Annotated in this window: 19 protein-coding genes; 7 read left to right on the top strand and 12 right to left on the bottom strand. The window is 39.4% G+C overall.

Annotated elements, in window-relative coordinates; translation table 11 throughout:
* Window positions 1-5: 5 nt before the first annotated feature.
* From CA730_RS20780 to psaC, 4 genes are all read right to left on the bottom strand, one after another.
* Window positions 6-791, bottom strand: coding sequence for a S1 family peptidase (locus CA730_RS20780; protein WP_096671696.1), 786 nt, complete (start codon window positions 789-791; stop codon window positions 6-8).
* 132 nt (window positions 792-923) lie between these two features.
* Entirely contained in the window at window positions 924-1,448 is a 525-nt protein-coding gene (locus tag CA730_RS20775) for a COP23 domain-containing protein (RefSeq protein ID WP_096670175.1), read from the bottom strand.
* A 181-nt stretch (window positions 1,449-1,629) separates the two neighbouring features.
* Window positions 1,630-3,525: a glutamine--fructose-6-phosphate transaminase (isomerizing) gene (gene glmS, locus CA730_RS20770; RefSeq protein ID WP_096670173.1), complete on the bottom strand. Its 1,896-nt coding sequence runs from the start codon at window positions 3,523-3,525 to the stop codon at window positions 1,630-1,632.
* Window positions 3,526-3,743: 218 nt separating this feature from the next.
* Window positions 3,744-3,989 carry a photosystem I iron-sulfur center protein PsaC gene (gene psaC / locus CA730_RS20765; protein ID WP_015080270.1) on the bottom strand — a complete coding sequence of 82 codons (246 nt, stop codon included), beginning with the start codon at window positions 3,987-3,989 and terminating at the stop codon, window positions 3,744-3,746.
* Window positions 3,990-4,847: 858 nt separating this feature from the next.
* Here psaC and CA730_RS20760 point away from each other — a divergent pair.
* Window positions 4,848-5,540, top strand: a complete 693-nt coding sequence (locus CA730_RS20760) for an RNA-guided endonuclease InsQ/TnpB family protein (protein ID WP_197705473.1) — start codon at window positions 4,848-4,850, stop codon at window positions 5,538-5,540.
* A 328-nt stretch (window positions 5,541-5,868) separates the two neighbouring features.
* On the opposite strand, the gene CA730_RS20755 is transcribed toward CA730_RS20760, so the two are convergent.
* Complete coding sequence (locus tag CA730_RS20755; protein WP_096670171.1) at window positions 5,869-6,483, bottom strand: Uma2 family endonuclease; 615 nt, start codon at window positions 6,481-6,483, stop codon at window positions 5,869-5,871.
* Between the two features lie 469 nt (window positions 6,484-6,952).
* Between CA730_RS20755 and CA730_RS20750 the strand changes: the two genes are divergently transcribed.
* From CA730_RS20750 to CA730_RS20740, 3 genes are all read left to right on the top strand, one after another.
* Window positions 6,953-7,465: a Csu type fimbrial protein gene (locus CA730_RS20750; RefSeq protein WP_096670169.1), complete on the top strand. Its 513-nt coding sequence runs from the start codon at window positions 6,953-6,955 to the stop codon at window positions 7,463-7,465.
* Between the two features lie 19 nt (window positions 7,466-7,484).
* A complete protein-coding gene (locus CA730_RS26510) occupies window positions 7,485-7,565 on the top strand; it encodes a hypothetical protein (protein ID WP_096572645.1) in 81 nt (26 codons plus the stop codon).
* Between the two features lie 193 nt (window positions 7,566-7,758).
* Window positions 7,759-8,541, top strand: a complete 783-nt coding sequence (locus tag CA730_RS20740; RefSeq protein WP_231939901.1) for a fimbrial biogenesis chaperone — start codon at window positions 7,759-7,761, stop codon at window positions 8,539-8,541.
* A 275-nt stretch (window positions 8,542-8,816) separates the two neighbouring features.
* On the opposite strand, the gene CA730_RS20735 is transcribed toward CA730_RS20740, so the two are convergent.
* Complete coding sequence (locus tag CA730_RS20735; protein ID WP_096670167.1) at window positions 8,817-9,329, bottom strand: Csu type fimbrial protein; 513 nt, start codon at window positions 9,327-9,329, stop codon at window positions 8,817-8,819.
* A gap of 6 nt (window positions 9,330-9,335) precedes the next feature.
* Between CA730_RS20735 and CA730_RS20730 the strand changes: the two genes are divergently transcribed.
* Both CA730_RS20730 and CA730_RS20725 read left to right on the top strand, forming a co-directional pair.
* Window positions 9,336-11,654 carry a fimbria/pilus outer membrane usher protein gene (locus tag CA730_RS20730; protein WP_096670165.1) on the top strand — a complete coding sequence of 773 codons (2,319 nt, stop codon included), beginning with the start codon at window positions 9,336-9,338 and terminating at the stop codon, window positions 11,652-11,654.
* 298 nt (window positions 11,655-11,952) lie between these two features.
* The gene (locus CA730_RS20725; protein WP_096670163.1) at window positions 11,953-12,303 is read left to right on the top strand and encodes a DUF6464 family protein; all 351 of its coding nucleotides are present in this window, start codon (window positions 11,953-11,955) and stop codon (window positions 12,301-12,303) included.
* 7 nt (window positions 12,304-12,310) lie between these two features.
* Here the strand turns inward: CA730_RS20725 and fmt are convergent, their stop codons facing one another.
* Complete coding sequence (fmt, locus tag CA730_RS20720; protein WP_096670161.1) at window positions 12,311-13,312, bottom strand: methionyl-tRNA formyltransferase; 1,002 nt, start codon at window positions 13,310-13,312, stop codon at window positions 12,311-12,313.
* 1,158 nt (window positions 13,313-14,470) lie between these two features.
* On the opposite strand from fmt, the gene CA730_RS20715 reads away from it, so the two are divergent.
* Entirely contained in the window at window positions 14,471-15,721 is a 1,251-nt protein-coding gene (locus CA730_RS20715) for a hypothetical protein (RefSeq protein ID WP_096670159.1), read from the top strand.
* A gap of 114 nt (window positions 15,722-15,835) precedes the next feature.
* Here the strand turns inward: CA730_RS20715 and CA730_RS20710 are convergent, their stop codons facing one another.
* The 5 genes from CA730_RS20710 to CA730_RS20695 form a co-directional block, all read right to left on the bottom strand.
* On the bottom strand, window positions 15,836-18,445 hold the full coding sequence (locus tag CA730_RS20710) for a chloride channel protein (RefSeq protein WP_096670157.1): 2,610 nt from the start codon (window positions 18,443-18,445) through the stop codon (window positions 15,836-15,838).
* A gap of 247 nt (window positions 18,446-18,692) precedes the next feature.
* The gene (locus CA730_RS26505) at window positions 18,693-18,761 is read right to left on the bottom strand and encodes an FHA domain-containing protein (protein ID WP_407919807.1); all 69 of its coding nucleotides are present in this window, start codon (window positions 18,759-18,761) and stop codon (window positions 18,693-18,695) included.
* An 87-nt stretch (window positions 18,762-18,848) separates the two neighbouring features.
* Window positions 18,849-19,019, bottom strand: coding sequence for an FHA domain-containing protein (locus tag CA730_RS20705; protein ID WP_231939900.1), 171 nt, complete (start codon window positions 19,017-19,019; stop codon window positions 18,849-18,851).
* Window positions 18,991-19,389 carry a type II toxin-antitoxin system VapC family toxin gene (locus tag CA730_RS20700; RefSeq protein ID WP_096670153.1) on the bottom strand — a complete coding sequence of 133 codons (399 nt, stop codon included), beginning with the start codon at window positions 19,387-19,389 and terminating at the stop codon, window positions 18,991-18,993. Before CA730_RS20700 ends, CA730_RS20705 begins: the two co-directional genes overlap by 29 nt.
* Window positions 19,386-19,655, bottom strand: coding sequence for a hypothetical protein (locus CA730_RS20695; RefSeq protein ID WP_096670151.1), 270 nt, complete (start codon window positions 19,653-19,655; stop codon window positions 19,386-19,388). The genes CA730_RS20700 and CA730_RS20695 overlap by 4 nt, the downstream gene beginning before the upstream one ends.
* Between the last annotated feature and the right edge of the window lie 410 nt (window positions 19,656-20,065).

The following is a 20,065-nucleotide window of genomic DNA, read 5'->3' as shown; positions in this document are numbered from 1 at the left end:
AATTCTCACAATTTTATATTACAACTTTTAGCCGCCGCCGCTTCAACCTGCATTTGCAAAGCTGTATAATCAATATACCTCTCCGATTCTAAAGGTGAAATAAACAACTGAGGTAGTTTTAATTGTACCAATTTAGGAGCAAGTCGTCCTACAGTTTCTATCGGGATAGCCCAACTAGAACGAATGATCATATCCTGTAAAGGTTTACAAGGTTGTGAACCATCAATATATAAATCAGGCGCTTCCCATAAAGGATTTTTGTGTAAGCCATTAATACCCACCAACTCACCTTGAATATTCAATAATGAACCCCCACTCATACCTTTATAAATATCATTGGTATATCCCATTTGATAGCCTCCCTCTAAAGGTTTATCAAGTAATAGGGATAAATTACCATTAGTAAAAATTATCTCCTTATTTTCGCTGGTAAAGCCACTCGCAAAAACTTCATCCCCTACCGTTAATGCAGATGAATTTCCCACAGATACAATTTCATAAACTTGATCAGAATTAAACTGTAATAAGCCTAAATCATCATCTCCAAATTTCACCAATTGGGAAACTTGAGCCTCATAAATTCTACCATCAGGAGTTTGAATTTGATAAGGAGGTTCAGCAGCGTTTAATACATGATCATTAGTAATAACAGTATAAATTTTCCCTTGTTTATTGATGAGTGTTCCTGTTCCCAAAAACCCTTTTGACAGAATTTTAACAGTGATTGATTTTGCTATTTGCTTTATTGGTTCAACTGAAACCCGATTAAAAGATAATGAGGGTAATAACATTGGTGCTTCTGCTGGGAGAGAAACAGCTATTCCTCCCAGACAGGTGAACAGTAGGAGTCCAAAATGGATTCCTGACAGTAGACATTTGCGAATCATTGAAAAGTTGGACTCAACTATTTGTTTATCACTGTCTTAATTTTCTTCTTCTAAAATTTCATTCAGGTTAATGTAAAAATCACCATCTTCATAGAACATAGTTTTACTACCACTCAAGGGTACAGGTCTTGCACCAGCAGCACCTCGACGGAAATATTTTATCTGTCTCAAAACTCTTCCAGAATCAGTACCAGGTTGAAGAGTAACAACTACATCTTCCTTGAGGCAGTTACCACGCACTCTATCAACTATACACAGCACGGGATATCCATTTATGTTTTTTCTAGATGTGAGATACGGTATCATTTTATTATCATCGTATCTCTGTAATCTATCGCTAACGATGCGACAGCGTTCTTGCTTAGAAGTACGAAAATAGTTACTTTGCCAAAGTAGCATTGGTTCACGTCCGCGATTTGTGCGAACATAGGTGATAGGGTCTTTAGTGCTGGTATCGCAGTCATATTTTTCCCCTGCATAGCTGGGTTGATGTACAGCTAAGGCGATAATGGGGGTGATGGTGAGTCCTGAAAGTATTTGCAGAATTGGTTTAAGTTTCATAACTGACGGTAAAAAATATAGTTTGAAATAAATATTACTAATTATACGCGATTTGATGATTTTGTCAATAAATATGCTGGTATTATATGGGAAGTCAAAATTAAGAAGCTATGGGGAAGGAAAATTTTGCAATTGTCAAAATATCAGGGTTTAGCAATGCTAAACCCCTACAAAATATCAATTATTCAACTGTTACCGACTTCGCCAAATTCCTTGGCTGATCTACATCCAAACCTCGTCGGGCAGCAATATGATAAGCTAACAATTGCAATGGTATTACTGTGAGAATTGGCGAAAGAATTTCCTCAACTTCCGAAACCGGAATTAAATCATTAAAGATTTCCGCCGCTTCACCATCTTTCACAGAAGTTACACCAATCAATCGGGAATCTCTGGCTTTTGCTTCTTGGGCATTAGAAATTACCTTTTCATATACATTACCAGGAACAGCGATCGCCACCACTGGCACTTTAGCATCTAATAGAGCGATCGGTCCATGTTTCATTTCTCCCGCTGGATAACCTTCGGCGTGAATATAGCTAATTTCCTTTAATTTTAAAGCCCCTTCTAACGCGATCGGGAAATTAATTCCCCTACCAATAAAGATAAAATCTTTTGTCTCTGAGAAATCATGTACCAAATGTTCAATATAACGTTCTTGAGTTTCTAAAATCGCCTCAATTTCCCCTGGTAACTGCCGTAAACCCGTGAGAATTTCCTCAAATCTCGAATCACTAATCTCCTGACGACGATAAGCCAAATCTAACGCCAAAGCATAAAACGCCATCAATTGCGCTATAAAAGTTTTCGTCGCCGCTACACCAATTTCAATTCCCCCATGAGTATTGATAATATTCGCCACCATATTACCCAAACTACTTTCCGGGCGATTAGTAATCCCCAAAAGTCGCGCTTGATACTTAGATTCTTTCCCTTGTCGGCGTTCTTTTTCCATCGCCAAAGCCGCCAAAGTATCAGCAGTTTCACCAGATTGTGTAACCCCAATTGTCAAAGTATTAGCCGTTAATGGTGAAGGCGCATATCGAAACTCTGAAGCATATTGTACCTGAGTTGGAATTCCTGCCAACTGTTCTAATAGATATTTACCCACCAATGCCGCGTGCCAACTTGTACCACAGGCAACAATTTGAACTTGTTCTAAATCTGCGTAAAATTCCGCTGGTAAATCCAATTTCACCGGTGATTCCGCAGTAATTTCTCCATTCTCCACCGTTGAGAAATAAGCCTCTAAACAATCCCGGACTACCCCCGGTTGCTCATAAATTTCCTTGAGCATAAAATGTTTGAATCCCTGCTTTTCCACCATAATGGGATTCCAGTTCAAAGTCCGAGGATGCTTTTTCAAGCGATTTCCCGCAAAGTTATAGACTTCCACCCCTAAAGGAGTCAAACGAGCAATTTCACCGTTCTCTAGGGACAACACAGCGCGGGTATAAGGAACAATCGCCGGCGTATCGGAAGCACAGAAAAACTCACCCTGTCCAAACCCAATCACTAAAGGTGCTTGTTGACGAACTACAATCAACTCATCAGGATAATCAGCAGAAATAACGGCAACAGCATAAGCCCCCTCTAATTTACTTACAGCTTCTCGCACCGCGTCTAAAAACACCGAAGGAGAAGTAGAACTTTGAGGAGAATTTTTGAAACACTCAGCAATCAAATGAGGAATTACCTCTGTATCTGTTTCCGAGCGAAATTCATGTCCTAACGCCTTTAAACTTTCTCGCAACTCTCGATAATTCTCAATAATCCCATTTTGTACAACAGCTATTCGCAGCCCCGTATCTAAATGAGGATGGGCATTGTACTCTTCCGGTTTACCATGAGTTGCCCAGCGCGTATGACCAATCCCAATTTGGGAAGGATTTTCGATTTGTTCTAGTTTAGAACGCAAATTGAGTAATTTACCCTTAGCCCGCACACAATGCACGTCACCTTCCAAAATAGTGGCAATTCCCGCCGAATCGTAACCTCTATATTCTAATTTCTCTAATCCAGCCAGTAAAATATCTGTCGCTGTCTGAGTGCCTATATATCCAACTATTCCACACATTGCTTAAACCACTCCAGTTTCAGGATGATTAAATTTTAAGTATAGTTGCTGAAATGAATAAGCCACTTTAGCAAATTGGTCATTGGTAAAAACTATTCTTCTTTCTTCTTCCTCCTGACTCCTCCCATAAAAATGCTGAGGAATTACGAAAGAATCTTGATGTTTCTCCCGTTCTCATTCCCCAGCACTAAAGTACCAAGAATTTAGAAATGAAATTCTTAGTAAGCCAAGCCCATGCTGCGAGTTGTTTCAGCGCCTAAATAAACGCGAATACTCAAAAAGTCGGTGGGGCAAGCAGTTTCACAACGCTTACAACCTACACAGTCTTCAGTGCGGGGAGAAGCAGCCACTTGAGCAGCCTTACAGCCATCCCAAGGAACCATTTCTAGTACGTCAGTAGGACAAGCGCGGACGCATTGTGTACAGCCAATGCAGGTGTCGTAGATTTTTACGGTATGAGACATTGAAAAAACTGCTCCTTTCGGGTGTTCTTCTGAGGTGAAATAATCATAATCAAGGCATAGTTTACCCCAGAGCTTGATAGCTTGTAAGTAAAAGGCTACATAACTTCAAACAATGTAATAGACACTTTGGACAATTCATCTATTAAGATCGCTGTTATCTAGTTGTAATCAGCAACATGGCTATCTAGTGTGTACCCAAATGGTTCCCTAGGAATCTGAATTAAATCTTAAATAAAGTACAAGGTGCAAAAGTAGCAAAAGTAGGGTGTGTTAGCGACAGCGTAACGCACCATTCCACGTTAAATCAGAATTGCAGGTTATTAAATTTGCGTTCCTCACAGGATTACCCAGTAAGCGTAAAGCTCAGTGTCTTTAGACCTGAGATATAAGCGATACAGGCTAATTAATTCGCTACAAACGTGGACTAATGAAAAATTAAGGGTTCTGAACCCACCTATTCCTTCTGTCCCGCAAGGGATAAGCTGTTGTGCATTTAATTTGTATAATTCTTGCGGGCAAGATGCCCGTACTACAAGAAATAGGCGTTGCTGAATCGAGGTATGAAATTCCCAAATTGAATCTTTAAAACTCTTACCTCAGTGCGTCTTTGCTACGGCAGTCGCTCATGGGGGAAACCCCCAAGACCGCGCTGCCTCGCCTTTGCGTGAGACTAAAATTCATACCCTTAATCAGCAACGCCACATTTCATTTAGGATTGCTATATCAATACCTTGTCCATTTTTTGTAGGTCGGGTTAAGCGACAGCGAAACCCGACGCTCATGTTGGGTTATGGCTATGGCTTCTACGTCGCCACGCAAGCTATCGCCACACTATGGCTAACGCCACGCTCCGCGAACGTGAACGTACCTCACCCCAATCTACAAATCAAGACTTTTTTCGATTTGCTTGTCCATTTCTCCGACAGATATCAAATTGATAATCCTAAATTCTCAACCAATAAAAAAGCTAGACGCACTTTAAAAATTAGACAGCGACGGGTTAATCGTAAAGTCAAGGGTAGTAAGAATCGTAAAAAAGCAGCTAATAAAGTAGGACGGTTTCACAAAAAGATTACAGATAAACGGACTGCTTATCAATGGAGTGTTGCTAATACAATAGTTTCTAGAAAGGTTGATGCTATTGCCTTAGAAGATTTAAACATCTCCGGTATGTTGAGGCGTTGCAAAGTTAAAACCGATGAAAAAACAGGGAGATTTTTAAAGAATGGCCAGTCTAGAAAAAAAGGATTAAACCGTTCTATTTCTGATGCAAGTTGGAGTGATTTGATTTTAAAAATTGAGTATCTCGCTGTGAAGCAAGGAAAAGTTGTAATTAAAATTAATCCTAAATACTCCAGTCAAGAATGCAGAAATTGTGGGCATACTGATAAGTCAAACCGTGATGGTGAGAAATTCATTTGTACGGAATGCGGATATCACGAACACGCCGATATTGGTGCTGCAAAGACTATCAGAGATAGAGGTTTCAAAACTTGTATTGAGCGAAGTCGAAATATAGTACGTGGGGACTCCGCGAAACTTGCTCTTTAACAGCTAAACGCCCAGAAGATGAGCCAGTGCGGTCTTGGGGTTTCCCCAAGTAGAGCAACTGGCGGTATCAGCACGCACTTTTGTGCAAACGTACTGAGTCTGGGAACTTGTGCAAACAAGATATTAAGATTGTGAAATCTTAAGAATCCCCGTGTCTTTAGACCGGGGAGTGTCAACAAATATTATTACCACCTGAGTTCGACATAAGATAATTTGTGGAAAACTGCCCCAAGTATGAGTCTCAAACCCTTATGATCTCGTTGAAAAAATCATAACTCCGTTCGCGTAGCGTCTCCGAAGGAGAAACTCCGAACTCCTAACACCGAACTCAGGTATTACCAGATTGAAAAATCTGTTGAGCAGTCAAATTCAAATCTGGAAAAGTTGATGATATGATCTTTTCATCATTTCTAAATTGCCTTACTTGATACTCACTTTCAATTAATAAGTAAATAGATATAGTAGGTTGTTTAGGACTACCTATATAACGAGTACCTCCTAAACCTAAATAATCAATAATCCAATATTCAGGAATGCCAATCTCTTCATAATCTCGTAATTTAGTTAAGTAGTCATCACGCCAATTTGTACTAACAACCTCAACAATTAAGGGAATAGAAGCAGCTTGAGTTACAGTTGATTGTTTTTGCCACAGAGGTTCATTGACTAAATTAGTTTTGTTTAATAATAAAATATCTGGTACATAACCTGATTCGCTTTCAGGTGGTTTGACTAATGCTTGCTTGGGAATGGAATAAGATAACTTCAGTCGTTTGTACTCAGTTACTAATTCTTCTATCAAGAATCCTATGATATCTTCATGTGGTCCTAATGGTTGTGACATTTCCACAATTACTCCATTATGCAGTTCATAGCGTTCTCCATCTGGTTTCCAATCTGCAAATTCTGCAAAGGTTACTGGTTTTTGTAAAACTTGAACCATGATTTATATACCTTAACTTCACCGTTATGGATGATTTAATTATAGAGAATGAATTGTCCCAACTATCAACACCAGGGCATCACATCATCTAACCGCAGTTGCAGGGAGAGTAAAAGAGGCTTAACGGGTGACAAGGCGGTTAAACAGCTTGTTTCATAAGGGATAGAGCCTGAAAGCCCCGTTGAAAAAAGAGGCATTGAGAGGTATTTATGTGTTAAGTAACTTTATTTACTTATTTCGGAATATGTGTAAATGTTTATTTGTAATCAATGCAGCTAAATAAAGTATTTTCAGCATCTTCATGGATATCCATAGCTTGTATAATAAATTTTCTCAATTCCCAATAAAATCAGTATTTATATTGATGTATGCGGGGGGGGTGAATGATAACATACACTGAGAAAAAATTATCCACCAAAAGACATATTTTCTCAACCTAACATTTTTTTGTAACCAGGAAACTTAAACCATGATTCGTCGTTTTGCTTTAGCTTCCGCCATCTTAATCACTGCCGGTTATGCCGCTCCAGCAATGGCAGGTACAGCAACAAGTAATATAACTGTCTCAACTACTGTTATTCATAGCTGCAGTATTTCTACGACTCCACTTGCATTTGGCGATTATGATCCAATCGTTACTCATGCCAACACTCACTTAGATGCAACAGCAACTGTAACTACAACTTGCAGTAATGGTGGGGGAACGTATATTAGGTTAGGACAAGGCGCAAATCCTACAACTGGGTCTACTAATGTCTCCCCAGAACGTAGGCTTAAGAGTTCTACTAATGAATATATCAATTATAACATTTACCAGAATTCAGGACGCACTACAAATTGGGGAAATACTCTTGATACTAGTCCGAACCCTATGGGAAATGGTAGTGCACAAGTTACTACTATTTACGGTAGAATCCCAGCTGGACAAACTGCTGATGACACTACTTACTCTGATACTGTAGTAGCTACAGTCGAATGGTAATCCACAAGATACTACTACTATTTACGGTAGAATCCCATCTGGACAAACTGCTTTTGCCGGTTCATACTCTGATGCTGTAGTAGCTCAAATCAATTGTTAAGAGAATTTAATACTTAGATGCCCGAATTCTTGAAGAAGTCGGGCAACTGTAACAGCTACTGTTACTTACTAAGCCCTGATCATCCAAAAGACATCTGGTAAAAATTACACAAGCGATATCCGTAACCCACGACGCAAAATTTTGGTGCGTTACGTTTCTGTCCTAACGCACCCTGCAAATAAGGTTAATTCTCGTGTTTACCCTCAGTTCCCGCTTAAAATTACTGCTGTTTCCCAGCCTATTTCTGGGCTTATGTTTTAAAACATCCCAAGCCAACGCAAGTAATTATAGCGTTAGTCCCATTAATGTTGTTCTTTCTCCCAGAGTTTCCACTGCTCTGCTGAAATTACGTAATCAGGATACCAGTGCTGCCAGCTTTCAATTCAAAGTATTCAAATGGGAACAAAATGCCCAAGGAGAAGACAAACTCACTCCTACTGAAGATATTATTCTGTTTCCATCTCTACTTTCCGTAGAATCCCAAGGAGAACGGCAAATTAGACTCGGTTCTAAAGTTCCCATTAATACTGTCGAAAAAACTTACCGATTGATTGTGGAAGAACTACCGACAAAAACCAGTCAACCCACCCAGAATGCCATCCAAGTCTTAACTAATTTAAGTATTCCTATTTTTCTACAACCGAGCCAAATCAACCAGTCAGGAAAAATGGGACAACTAGCAATCAAAAAAGGTAATTTATCTTTTGAGATTAATAATACTGGTAATGTCAATCTTCGTCCACAGCAAATAACAGTGCAAGGACTAAGTGCCACAGGGGAAAAAATCATTGAAACTGCTGTTAATAGTTGGTATATTTTAGCGGGTAATACTAAATCCTACAGTGTAGGATTACCACCCAAGGAAAAATATAATGGGGTCAAGAAACTGGTAGTGGAAGTAAAAACTGCAAAAACCACCTTTAAAGAGACCCTAGATACTCCCCAGGGCGCTTGTGCTGCTGCTTACCCCCCTTAGTCCCCCTCACAGGGGTAGGTTTTTAATATGATTTGTGAAGGCAAGACCACCGAAGACAAGGAAGGCTTGTCCTGAGCGTAGTCGAAGGGATGGACAAGGAAGATTTTATACGGACAATGGTTTTTTGACGGACTATTTTTGTGACTAAGAATACAGACTTTGTACTGTTTTCCTCCCTTGTCACCTTGTCCACCTTGTCCGCCTTGTCTTGCCCTCACGACAATGTAAAATACCTACCCTTGTAAGGGGTTAGGGTGGGGTTAATTTCAAAATGCTTACAAAGTCGCTCTCAGTTGCATCGTGTCCTGGTAATTTCCCGCCGGCACATTTTGCCCCGCCGGAATCTTAATATAAAGATTGACATTACTGGCTGAACCCGTACCAGTCAATGACAAAGCAGTGTTATCGGTGTTCCCCCAAATTATTGTCCTAGATTCATCTTGATATAATTCATACAATAGATAATTTCCGTCACCATCAGTCATGCGGCGCACGGGGTTAGTGTCTGTGGAGCCAGTAGAGGCATTTTGTCCTTGTCCCAGGGTAATTTTCCCAGTAATACCACTCGGTAAAGTGATAGCGATTGGTAATGTTACCATTGCCGGAGTAGACGGATTAGTTATGTTCTCAACTGGTATTGGCACAGGATCAACAGGTGGGGTAATCGTGATACTAGGAACTACGGAAGCAGAAACATTCAAATTAGCATTTGCACTACCTGCCATTGCGGGAGCAGCGGAACTAGCCATAAGTAGCAAAACAGTTAATAGAGAAGGGCGCACTTTCATGGTTTTATGTATGTAAATAATGGCTGGTTGTTGCTGTTGGTTTCTGCTTGGAGTTTTGCAGTCTGTTCTGAGGTTGCTGCACAAGAACAAAATGCCATTTTGGAACTTACCGTTAATCAGGTGGCTAAAGAAGCAATTTTTGTGATTTTACGCCCCAAGGATATTCTTGTTAGTCTTCCCGATTTAGAAAAAGCCGGGTTAGAAAGTTTCGCTGGTAGTCGAGAAACCATTAATAATGAAACTTATGTTTCTCTGGTTTCATTATCTCCCCAGGTCAGCTATATTTTTGATGAAAAAGCCTTAACTCTAAGTATAACAGCCCAACCGGAATTATTAAAGAGTAACTCATTTAATTTAGGTCGTCAGTCACAAAAAAATATTACTTATAGTCAAGATACTAGTGTTTTCTTTAATTATGCTTTTAACTCACCTGTTGACATTGAAAAATTCAACTTCAACAATTATACATTTTTTGGAGAATCAGGATTAAGCATCAATAAAAGTTTACTTTATAGCAGTTTTTCCCGCAAAACTAATGGTTCTTGGCTGCGAGGTTTAACAAATTTCACCTTAGATAATCCCCGACAAATAACTAAATGGGTAGTTGGTGATTCCTTTGTCAGCACTGGCGATTTAGGGGGAGGAATGTTTATGGCTGGTGTGAGTAAATCACGGGATTTTGGACTAAATCCTAATGTCATTCAACAACCAACTTTTAGTTTATCTGGTGTAGCCTTAACACCTTCCAAAGTAGAGGTTTTTGTTAATGGACAAAGAGTAAATCAAACAGAAGTACCCCCCGGTCGCTTTCAATTTGATAATTTACTCCTACCCTCCGGTAGTGGTTCTACAAAAGTTGTAATTCGTGATGCTTTGGGTCGAGAACAGGTAATTACTTCACCTTTTTATTTTGCTACAGGGTTACTAAAACCCGGTTTATCTGACTACAGTTTTAATTTAGGTTTACGGCGATTTAAACTAGACTCTGATAATTTTAATTATGGTTCTCCGGCTTTTCTCGGTCGCTATCGTCAGGGTATCACCAACTCCCTGACCCTGGGCGGGCGCTTGGAGGTTGCTAGTAATTTAATTAGTGGTGGTTCTACTCTAACCACTAGCCTACCCTTTGGGGCTTTAGGACTATCCCTAGCCGTCAGTAGTGAATCAGGAATACCGGGGGCTGCGGCTGCCCTCACTTATAGCTATTCTGGTCGTAATATCGGTTTTGGTGGTTCGGTGCGGCTGTTGAGTGACCGATATGCTAATTTAAGTTTGACAGCATTAGATGACAGAGCCAAGTTAGAAAATAATGCTTTTATTTCTATATCTCCTACCCGTAATTTAAGCTTAGGTTTGCAGTATGCGTCCTCTGACTTCCGTGATAAAGGACACAGTAACCGCCTGGCTCTCACCAGTAGTTTGCGTCTCAATTCCAGTGCAGATTTATCTATCAATCTCACCCGGTCTAACCAACCTACACAACCAACTACAAATGAACTATTTATCGGTTTCAATTATACTTTAGGTAATGCTAGAGCTAGTATTAATCGGCAAAATACCAATGGTAAAACTGCAATTAACTCAACTGTATCCGTACAGAAATCTCCACCGGCTGGTAATGGCTTGGGCTACCGTCTTCAGGTTAACCCCAACGGGGAAAAAATTCCCGGCAATGGTAGTATTCAGTATCGCGCTCCCTTTGGCGTTTATGAGTTAAACCTCAACCGCAATAATGGTAAAAATAGTGGTTCTGTTAATGTTTCTGGTAGTATTATCGGCATAGGAAATAGTGTTTTTCTTGCTCCTCCCGTTACCCAAAGCTTTGCACTCATACAAGTTCCAGGGGTAAGGGGTGTGCGTGGTTACAGTAATAATCAGGAAGTTGGACGCACTGATTCTCGCGGTAATTTAATAGTTACTAATCTGCGCCCTTATAATGGGAATAATTTGAAAATCCAAGATGAGGATATTCCTTTAAACTACAAAATTGATGCTAATGAAAAAGTAATTACCCCACCTTTTCGAGGTGGGGCAGTTGTGCGTTTTCCTGTGCAACTAATTCAGAGTCTTGTCGGTACTTTGTCGGTAGAAACATCAGGAAAAACCGTAATTCCTTCCTATGGTCAATTAAATATAACTGTGAATAATCAAATTATTAACTCACCTATTGGTAAGGAAGGAGATTTTTATTTAGACAGTGTTGCTCCGGGAAAATATCCAGCTAATGTGGACTATGAAGGCGGTATTTGTAATTTTGAGCTAACTATTCCCCAGTCTCAGGAACAAATGGTTAATTTAGGTAATTTAAAGTGTACTATTCCTTAGAGGGTGTTTGAAAAGTATTAGATGAAACCGATAATCTCCAGAAACCTAACCCCCCATTCCAATTCCCTACAAGGGAAGGGGGGTTTCAAAGCCTCTCCCCGCGTCGGGGAGAGGTTTGGAGAGGGGTTTATTTATACATTAAAAACTTTTCCAACATCCTCTTAGAAGGTGTCATACTAGTACAACACGGCGTAAATCAACCAACCATTCTAAGTCGTTAAAAAGCCTATACTGTCTTCGTTTTGACTTTTGACTTTTTTCAGCAAGCCCTATGTAAATCACATCACATAAACTGATTATGGAGCCAAATTCCTTACCGACTGAGATAATTTTGACACATCCGCGTCAGTCTCTTGGTAAATTACAACTTGATTGGACTCCCCAACCGGGAAACTATCTTGATTTTGAGGGAAAAACCTACGCAGTTTTAGAGCGTTGTCATAGATATCAGCTTAGAGGAGGACGCTATAGTTTACACAATATCGCTATTTATGTCCAAAAAGCGCAAAGACCGGAAGAAAAAAGTTTGGTAGAGGGACGTTGGGTTATCGGTGATGCTACCTGTAACTATAATGCTCTTTCAGAAATTATGCGTTGTGCTGTTAACCCAGAAGGACCATGCAAATCCTGCCGGTTTTATGAAAATTAGTCAGTTGTTACCCATTACCCATTACCTCCCCAACAGTTAATCGAGTCCCATTGACAAAATCCCATCCTGATTGGGGACGTTTACCTGTTAATTGCACTTCTCGCAACAGCAATAAACCTGTCCCTGTTTGGACAATTGCCCCTAGTCCTTTTGTAATGTTTACTACTTCTCCCGGTTGACCTGATATCGTTGATAAGTTAGGTATTTTGTTTATTTTTTCTTGTAACTGCTCTGGTAATTCTTGAATATACGCAGCCTCTATGGGAACAGTAGCGGTGATTTTCAATTGTTGGTTGCGGAAACTGGTAATACAGTTAGGATAAAAGCCACGAATTTGATTGTGTAATTGGATGGCGCTTTTTGCCCAGTCTAATTCATAGTCTAGCTTTTGAATCAAGGATGCGTAAGTGGCTATGGTATGATCTTGAGGAGTTGGTGTGATTTCTTGGCGTTCTAGTTTATATAGGGTTTCTATGAGTAAATCTGCACCAGCGATCGCTAACTTTTCCGCTAAAATCTGAGCATTATCTAGTAAATCAATCGGTGTATTTGCTTTTAGGAGCATATCACCTGTATCCATGCCTTTATCCATCAGCATAGTTGTGATCCCGGTTTCTTTCTCGCCATTGTAGATACTCCACTGAATTGGCGCAGCCCCCCGATATTGAGGGAGAATTGATCCATGTACGTTGACACAACCCAGCTTTGGCATATCTAATATCTTTTTAGACAATATTTGTCCATAGGCAATGACTACAAACACATCAGCTTCCATTTGCTTGAGTTGTGTTAAGGTTTCAACATCTTTTTTGACTCTTTCTGGTTGCCACACTGGAATATGATGATCTGTAGCTAAGGCTTTCACGGGTGAAGGTGTCAGTTTATTCCCACGTTCTCGGCGTTTATCTGGTTGAGTAATTACAGCAAGTACCTGAAAATCACTGCTTTCCAAGAGTTTTTTTAAAGTGGGAATTGCAAAATCTGGAGTGCCAAAAAATACTACTTTCATTAGTTATTAATTATTAATTACAAGTCATGAATCATTAATCAATGGTAAGTGTCTTCCTCATCACTGACAACTGCGGCATCTCAATATTAATAAAATTATGTTGAGCATTTTTGATTATGGGAAATGAATTTTCATGGTTTGATGGTATAGTGTTTATTATTGGTTGAGTAAAAACAGCTTCAATAAACTATCAATAGTCCAGGTACTTAGTTCCGCGATGCTTTCGGTTCGGAAGCATATTATTATTTGCATCTACTGTTGACGGATTTTGTGCGTCTGACTGTGTTTTAGAGTTGGTCATTTCTTTACTAAATCAAAATTATTCAATAATTACCCAATTTAAAAGTAAACTGTGGCTGCTTAATCGCAGCGGTTACGAGTGTAAATTACAGTTTGTTGTTCGGGTGTATGAATTTAATGTTTTTGTTTATTATTGATTGTGCATCGGTTAATCTAATATTTGCCAGTATATAGGTTCTGACGGGCTAACTCCTGCGGTATTATATACAGCCAGAAACAAAGCTTATTATTGGGAAATAACTTGATTGAAAAGGATGTTTGAAAACAAAGTCCACTTTCGTGGACTAACAGAAAATTAAGGTTTTCAAACCCACGCAGGTGGGTTTCGCCTGTGTAGACGCGGTTTCTAACCGCCCAGATATGTATGAATTTAAGCTTTTAAAACAACCTCTAAGACAGTTTTTAATAGCATCTTGAGATCTTGGCTACGTAAGTATTCAGTCAAAACAGGATTTGAGGGGTTTTGAATGGGGGAGACTGACATCAGTAAATTAACATTCAGAATGCTGATCAATTCAATTCTTGCTGAACTGCTGACGACTAAATGCTTGAATTTATGCTCCTGATATACCTGTATTCTACTGGTGTTAAATATGGATATTGCTTAAACTGACAATAATGATGGTATTTATTAACAGATGTAATTTACTGTTAACTTTCATCCCGTCATGATTGTATATTATGTAAAGATTATGAGGGGGTAAATGGTGACACCAAAACTTTTGTAAAGCGATGCAACATTTGAATAAATTATCTCGTAAAAGCTTTTCGTTTGTTGATATACATATAGTCATAGCTTTTTCCCGTTCCTGTATAAATACTGCCCGCACTTAGCAACTGCCCTTAGAGAGTCTCATCATGCTTAAACCCCTTTTGGTGTCAGGATGGTTCCGCGTTCAACCATTTCTCAAGTACATTGCCATTTTTATTATAATTTCACCTTTCGCGGGCATATCTATTAACCCTACCTTAGCGAAACAATTAAAAGCAGCAATTGTGAGTTCGGGCATTAGCAGATCTCATCCAAAATTGACAGAAAGTGCTACTACTAAGAAGTTAAATTTACAATTTGCTCAAGTTAACTCTCAAACAGGAAAAATATCTGTTGGCGAAGGAATACATTCATTGCCGAAAGATTCGGTGATTTCAGGGGTAGAAAGAGAAAGTTCTCAAGTGGGGAATAATGTTGTTAGTGAAACTGTAAAATCAGTTAATGTTGAACAATTTCCAAAACCAACATCGGTTAATCAAGTTAATTTAATTCAAAAATTACAGGACGCAAAAGCAGAAGCTGATTTAAATTCCCCAGTCAGTGAGAATGCTGAATCTCAGGAATTGGCAACATCAACAGTTACACCTAAAGTCGGAGAAATTCCTGTTAGTGAACAGCAAAATGAGTCAGAGACGGCACAAACTGATCCTATAGGTAGTCCCCACCCTATCCCTTGGCAATGGATTTTGGCTACTCAAGAAGCGGTTGGAGGGAAAGGTGGTTCTGGTGTCCGCTACTATCGGAGTATTCCTGTAGTTTCTCCTGATGGCAAGTATGCGATTTATAGTCGGGTGCAGATGGAAGTAAAACCGGAAATGCACAATAGCCGAGTTAATAGTGTGTTGTTTGTGGAAGATAGACAAACTAAGCGGTTACGGGTGATGACATCAACTAGTGTGGTGATTGATCCGCTGTTAAAAAGACAGGCTAGTTTGCCGGCAGAAGCGGATCGTGATGGAAAGATGGGAGTATTAGTTCCTGTGAGTTGGTCTGAAAAAGGCGATCGCTTTTTAGCCCGGAAATTTGTGGCTATTTTCAATACAGCAGATGCCACAGATCAGGCTGTAATTTGGAATCCTCAACAAAATAATCTCAATGTAGTTAGTCCTGTGCAATCCGAAGATGATCACGAAAAAATAGCCATTTTGTTAGGTTGGAGTAAAAAGCAACCTAATGATGTGTTATTCCGTGCTGGTGAATTAGGGGAGGAAAATTGGCCTCTGTTGCAAGTGACTAATGATGGTAGAACTGTAGATATTTCAGCAGAAGGGGATCAGGCGGTAACTTTTGGTGAAAGAGGTAGCATTTGGGGAGATCCACAGCTTGCTTCTCGATAATGGTGTCTAAACTATGATTTTTATGGTTTTTATGATTTTTATGATGTAATTTGATTCATATTTTTTGTCAGAACAAAGATGGTCAATAACTCATTAAAATCACATAAATCATAGTTAAGAAATTGCACTGCTGACTAAAATTACCGTAATATCAACACCAGAAGCGATCGCTTCGGGAATATTTCCTTGAATGGCTTGTTGTAATAATCCCTCACGGGAAGCACCCAAAACTACAACATCGAAACCTTCAGTTTTCACCAACTCAATTACTCCAGCGGTGACAGATTCAGCTTTTAAAGAAGCAGCAACAACATTACTATGTAAATTTCGGTTACGCATTAATTGACGGGTAGATTCTTCTAAAACTGTCATATCTGGTGCAAATTCCCCAGATTTAACTACCTGAGTTAAACGAATTTCTATATCGTTTGCTAAAGTAACTAAAGCTGGTAATAATTTAATAGCAATAGGTGCATTTGGTCCCCCAGCCATTGGTACTAACCAACGTTTAAATTGTTGGTATGAATGGAAATTATTGCCTAATTTTACTAAAACAACATCACAATTTGCTTGACGAATTACCGTATCTACAACATTCCCAAAGATCCTGCCGGGGGTAGATGTATTTCCCTTCCAACCCATGAAAATTAAATCTATGTATCGTTCCTTAGTTGTTTCTAAAATTGCTTGGGCGACATCATGGGCGACCCGAATTTGGGTATGAATGGGAATGTGCAGTTTTTTGGCTAAACTTTCAGCTTGTCGGAGTAAGCGGCGACTTTTTGCGGTGTTGACTGGGGTTTCCGCTGGGGAAATGTGACGGGATACTAAGATGATTTGTAAACATTCTATTTCATAATGGCGATCGCGGGCAATAGCCGCAGCCATTTCCAGTAATGCCGTAGCGGTTTCCGGGTTAGCAATGGTAACTAATAATCTCCCTCTGCCAATACTAGGCGATCGCGTTTGGTAAACTAAATAAGAAGGTTCTGCTTGAGGACCTGTCACCCCATTTTCGCCATTCAAATGATCTGCTTCAGCACGAATAATATCAGCGCGAGTAATAATCCCAATTAATTTTTTACCATCTACCACAGGTAAACGACTAATTTGATATCTATCTAATAAATAGAGAACATGACTTAATCTATCTGCTGGTGTCACCGTCACCGGCTTAGGTGTCATAATTTCTTTTAAAAGAGTTTCATGGGGTAAAAGATGATTACGAATCTTCTGTAAATCAGTTTGGGAAACTAAGCCCACTAATTTATTATTTTCTACTACAGGAAACCCGCGATGATGGGAACGAGAAAAAGCTTTAATAACTTCATCTCCTGCCATTTCTGCTTCTAAAGTTTCCACCAAGCACTGCATCACATCCTTAGCAGTTAACTGAGTTAATATCTCTTGCATCGGACTATTCTTTTGAATAACAATCCCATTTAATTTTAAAAGTTTGTCATAGAGTGAACCAGGAACAACCTTCTCCGCTACCAGATAAGATGTCACAGATACCACCATCAAAGGTAATACTAAATTGAAATCTGTCGTCATTTCAAAAACAATCACAATAGCAGTAATGGGAACTTTAGAAACCGCGCTAAAAAACCCCCCCATTCCTGCTAATGCGTAGGTAGTCGGTGAACCAAATCCAAATACTTGCAATTCACATACGCCAATAATATGTCCTAAACAAGAACCTAAAATTAAACTCGGTGCAAATAATCCCCCAGGTGCGCCCGAACCAAAGGCAATTAATGTTAAAATAAATTGGGCAATAAAGGCAATTCCCGCTAAAGGTATATTCGGTTCACTGGCAATTAAAAACTCCCGCAAACCTGTATTATCCCGAAAATACTCTGGTAGCAAAGACATAATTAAACCAGAAGCCAAACCCGCTATTGCCACCCGCAAAGGTAAACTAATATGTAAACGGCGATAAGCTTGAATACTGAAAATTAACCCCTGATTAAATAAAGCTGCTAATAAACCCGCTAAAATTCCTAAAATTAATAAAGTTGGAATTTCTAATAGGGAGAAACTGCTAGAGTGATTAATCAGTTTTAAGTCTAGTTGGAAACTCCCACCACCTAACCACCGGGAAATTACCCCACCAATAAAAGAGGCAATTATTGCCGTTCCTAATGTTAAACCGGATAAATCTTGTAATAATTCTTCAATAATAAATAGCACCCCGGCTAGAGGTGCATTAAAAGCCGCTGCTAAACCCGCCCCTGCACCGGCTGCAATCATCTGTCGGCGGTGATCTGGAGAAGTGGGAACTAAGCGACTCATACCTGCTGCTAACCCCGCACCAACTTGAACTGTCGGTCCCTGTCTACCCAAGGTTAATCCTGAACCCAAGGCGATAATTGCTGAGATTAACTTGACAAAAGCTACTCTCCATGACAGGGTAACTGGCACATTTGCTAGACTGGCTTTGACTTGGGGAATCCCACTACCAGAGGCTTCTGGTGCTAATCGTTGCACTAACCAACCGGAAAGAAACCCCAAACTTAAACCAATAATTGGCAGGGTTATCCACGCAGGAAAAATATGGGTTGTATGCACTCGCCATGTTCCCAACCACCCTGAACCTTGTTTGAGTAAGACCGCAGATAGGGCGGCTACTATCCCAATTACAGAAGCTTCTGCTATGGCTAGTCCCTTTCTAGGTTGCCAAAAGTTCCGAAACTGCTGGGTTAGCATTGTCAGGGAAATCATAAATTTTAAGTTTAAATTTTAATTAACGCTTCCTTGAATTTTTCAGCACTATCCAAATAGATTTGCGGTTTTTCAATTAAAGCTAAATCTATCACTTGGGCTAATTTTTTGGGGATATTTCCATTAAGTAGGTTGGCGTTGAAAATTGTCGTTATGGCAAGGCAAAAGGCAAGAGGCAAGGGGCAAGAGTGAAGAGGGTTTAGGCGATTTTACGTTTCTTTACACAGTTTGGTTTTATTGTGTTCACCTACTTACCGCCAATTTTTGTATTATTAATATAAGTCCCGTTTAAACTTCCTAAATCTCTAATTGGCAAGGCAAAAGGCAAGAGGCAAGAGGCAAGAGTGAAGAGGGTTTAGGCGATTTTACGTTTCTTTACACAGTTTGGTTTTATTGTGTTCACCTACTTACCGCCAATTTTTGTATTATTAATATAAGTCCCGTTTAAACTTCCTAAATCTCTAATTCGGATTTCTGGAGGGTTGATATGCTTACTGAGCCAAGTCGAAGTACAGGATTTGAGGATTGACAGGATAAAGTCAATTTTAACGCCATATTTGTACCTGCATGACATCAAAATGATAGTCATAAGTCCATACTGGTAACTTCATTTCTTCAGATAAAATAGCAGTGACAGCATCACAAAGAGTAATTTTTTGATCTGGAAAATGAGCAGCTTTTTCTGTTGCTGCTATATATTGGTCTTGGGAAGGGTTGATAAAATAAACTGACCCTATGCAATCTTTAGCAAAACTAATCGCTTGTTCAGTTCCCAGACGATATAGCAAAAGATTATATGTTTCTAGATAAACAGGAAAGGAAAGTAGGATTGTTAAGTTTTCTGCATTGATTCTTTGTATTTGGATTTTTGAACGCTGATGATATTGATCATCTACATCTATAGCAGCATAAAGAGGTCCAGTGTCGGCAATTATAGCTCTCAAGGTGTATTAGGTGGCAATGATTGTGAATATATTTGTTCAGCGAGAATTTGATCATGATTTACCGAAGTATTCAAAAATCCACTTCCCTGAGTTGCAGGAGTAAAGTTAATTGTTTTTTTTGGAGGTAAATAACCACGTTGACCAAGAAATTCGATGATCGCATTTTCAATAATATCATTAGCAGGTAACACATTTTCCTGATCTTTGATATAGCTATTAAGAGCATTGGCTAATGTATCTGGTAATGTGACATTTAGGGATTGCATAGGCTATTAGCGCAAATTATATCTATATTATATTACTGTCTGATAGCGAAGCGTGGCGTAGCCATATCAGGATATCTAGGATAAAGGATTTACAGGATGATTTTTGGTGGGGAGTTGGTGATTTTTTTGTCTGATAGCGAAGCGTGGCGTAGCCATATCAGGATTTTCAGGATTTGAGGATTTACAGGATGTTATTGGATGATTTTTGGTGGGAGTTGGGGATTTTATTTTGTCTGATAGCGAAGCGTGGCGTAGCCATATCAGGATGTCCAGGATTTGAGGATTTACAGGATGTTGTTGGATGATTGTTTTTTGGCAGTTGGTTTTTTTTCAGGATGTTTTTGAATAATTGTTTTTGAATAATTTAAACCATCTATAAATTACCATCCTGTTAATCCTGTTAATCCTTG

The organism is Dolichospermum compactum NIES-806, assembly GCF_002368115.1.
GTDB lineage: Bacteria > Cyanobacteriota > Cyanobacteriia > Cyanobacteriales > Nostocaceae > Dolichospermum > Dolichospermum compactum.
This window is presented reverse-complemented; position numbering and strand designations above follow the sequence as displayed.

Excerpts from the sequence above, each read along its gene's own strand:
- fmt (WP_096670161.1), bottom strand. The coding sequence starts at position 13,312 with ATGAAAGTAGTATTTTTTGGCACTCCAGATTTTGCAATTCCCACTTTA.
- CA730_RS20695 (WP_096670151.1), bottom strand. The coding sequence starts at position 19,655 with ATGCAATCCCTAAATGTCACATTACCAGATACATTAGCCAATGCTCTT.
- CA730_RS20710 (WP_096670157.1), bottom strand. The coding sequence starts at position 18,445 with ATGATTTCCCTGACAATGCTAACCCAGCAGTTTCGGAACTTTTGGCAA.
- CA730_RS20775 (WP_096670175.1), bottom strand. The coding sequence starts at position 1,448 with ATGAAACTTAAACCAATTCTGCAAATACTTTCAGGACTCACCATCACC.
- CA730_RS20705 (WP_231939900.1), bottom strand. The coding sequence starts at position 19,019 with ATGTCATGCAGGTACAAATATGGCGTTAAAATTGACTTTATCCTGTCA.
- CA730_RS20735 (WP_096670167.1), bottom strand. The coding sequence starts at position 9,329 with ATGAAAGTGCGCCCTTCTCTATTAACTGTTTTGCTACTTATGGCTAGT.
- CA730_RS20725 (WP_096670163.1), top strand. The coding sequence starts at position 11,953 with ATGGAGCCAAATTCCTTACCGACTGAGATAATTTTGACACATCCGCGT.
- CA730_RS20715 (WP_096670159.1), top strand. The coding sequence starts at position 14,471 with ATGCTTAAACCCCTTTTGGTGTCAGGATGGTTCCGCGTTCAACCATTT.
- CA730_RS20750 (WP_096670169.1), top strand. The coding sequence starts at position 6,953 with ATGATTCGTCGTTTTGCTTTAGCTTCCGCCATCTTAATCACTGCCGGT.
- CA730_RS20780 (WP_096671696.1), bottom strand. The coding sequence starts at position 791 with ATGTTATTACCCTCATTATCTTTTAATCGGGTTTCAGTTGAACCAATA.
- CA730_RS20755 (WP_096670171.1), bottom strand. The coding sequence starts at position 6,483 with ATGGTTCAAGTTTTACAAAAACCAGTAACCTTTGCAGAATTTGCAGAT.
- CA730_RS20730 (WP_096670165.1), top strand. The coding sequence starts at position 9,336 with ATGTATGTAAATAATGGCTGGTTGTTGCTGTTGGTTTCTGCTTGGAGT.
- glmS (WP_096670173.1), bottom strand. The coding sequence starts at position 3,525 with ATGTGTGGAATAGTTGGATATATAGGCACTCAGACAGCGACAGATATT.
- psaC (WP_015080270.1), bottom strand. The coding sequence starts at position 3,989 with ATGTCTCATACCGTAAAAATCTACGACACCTGCATTGGCTGTACACAA.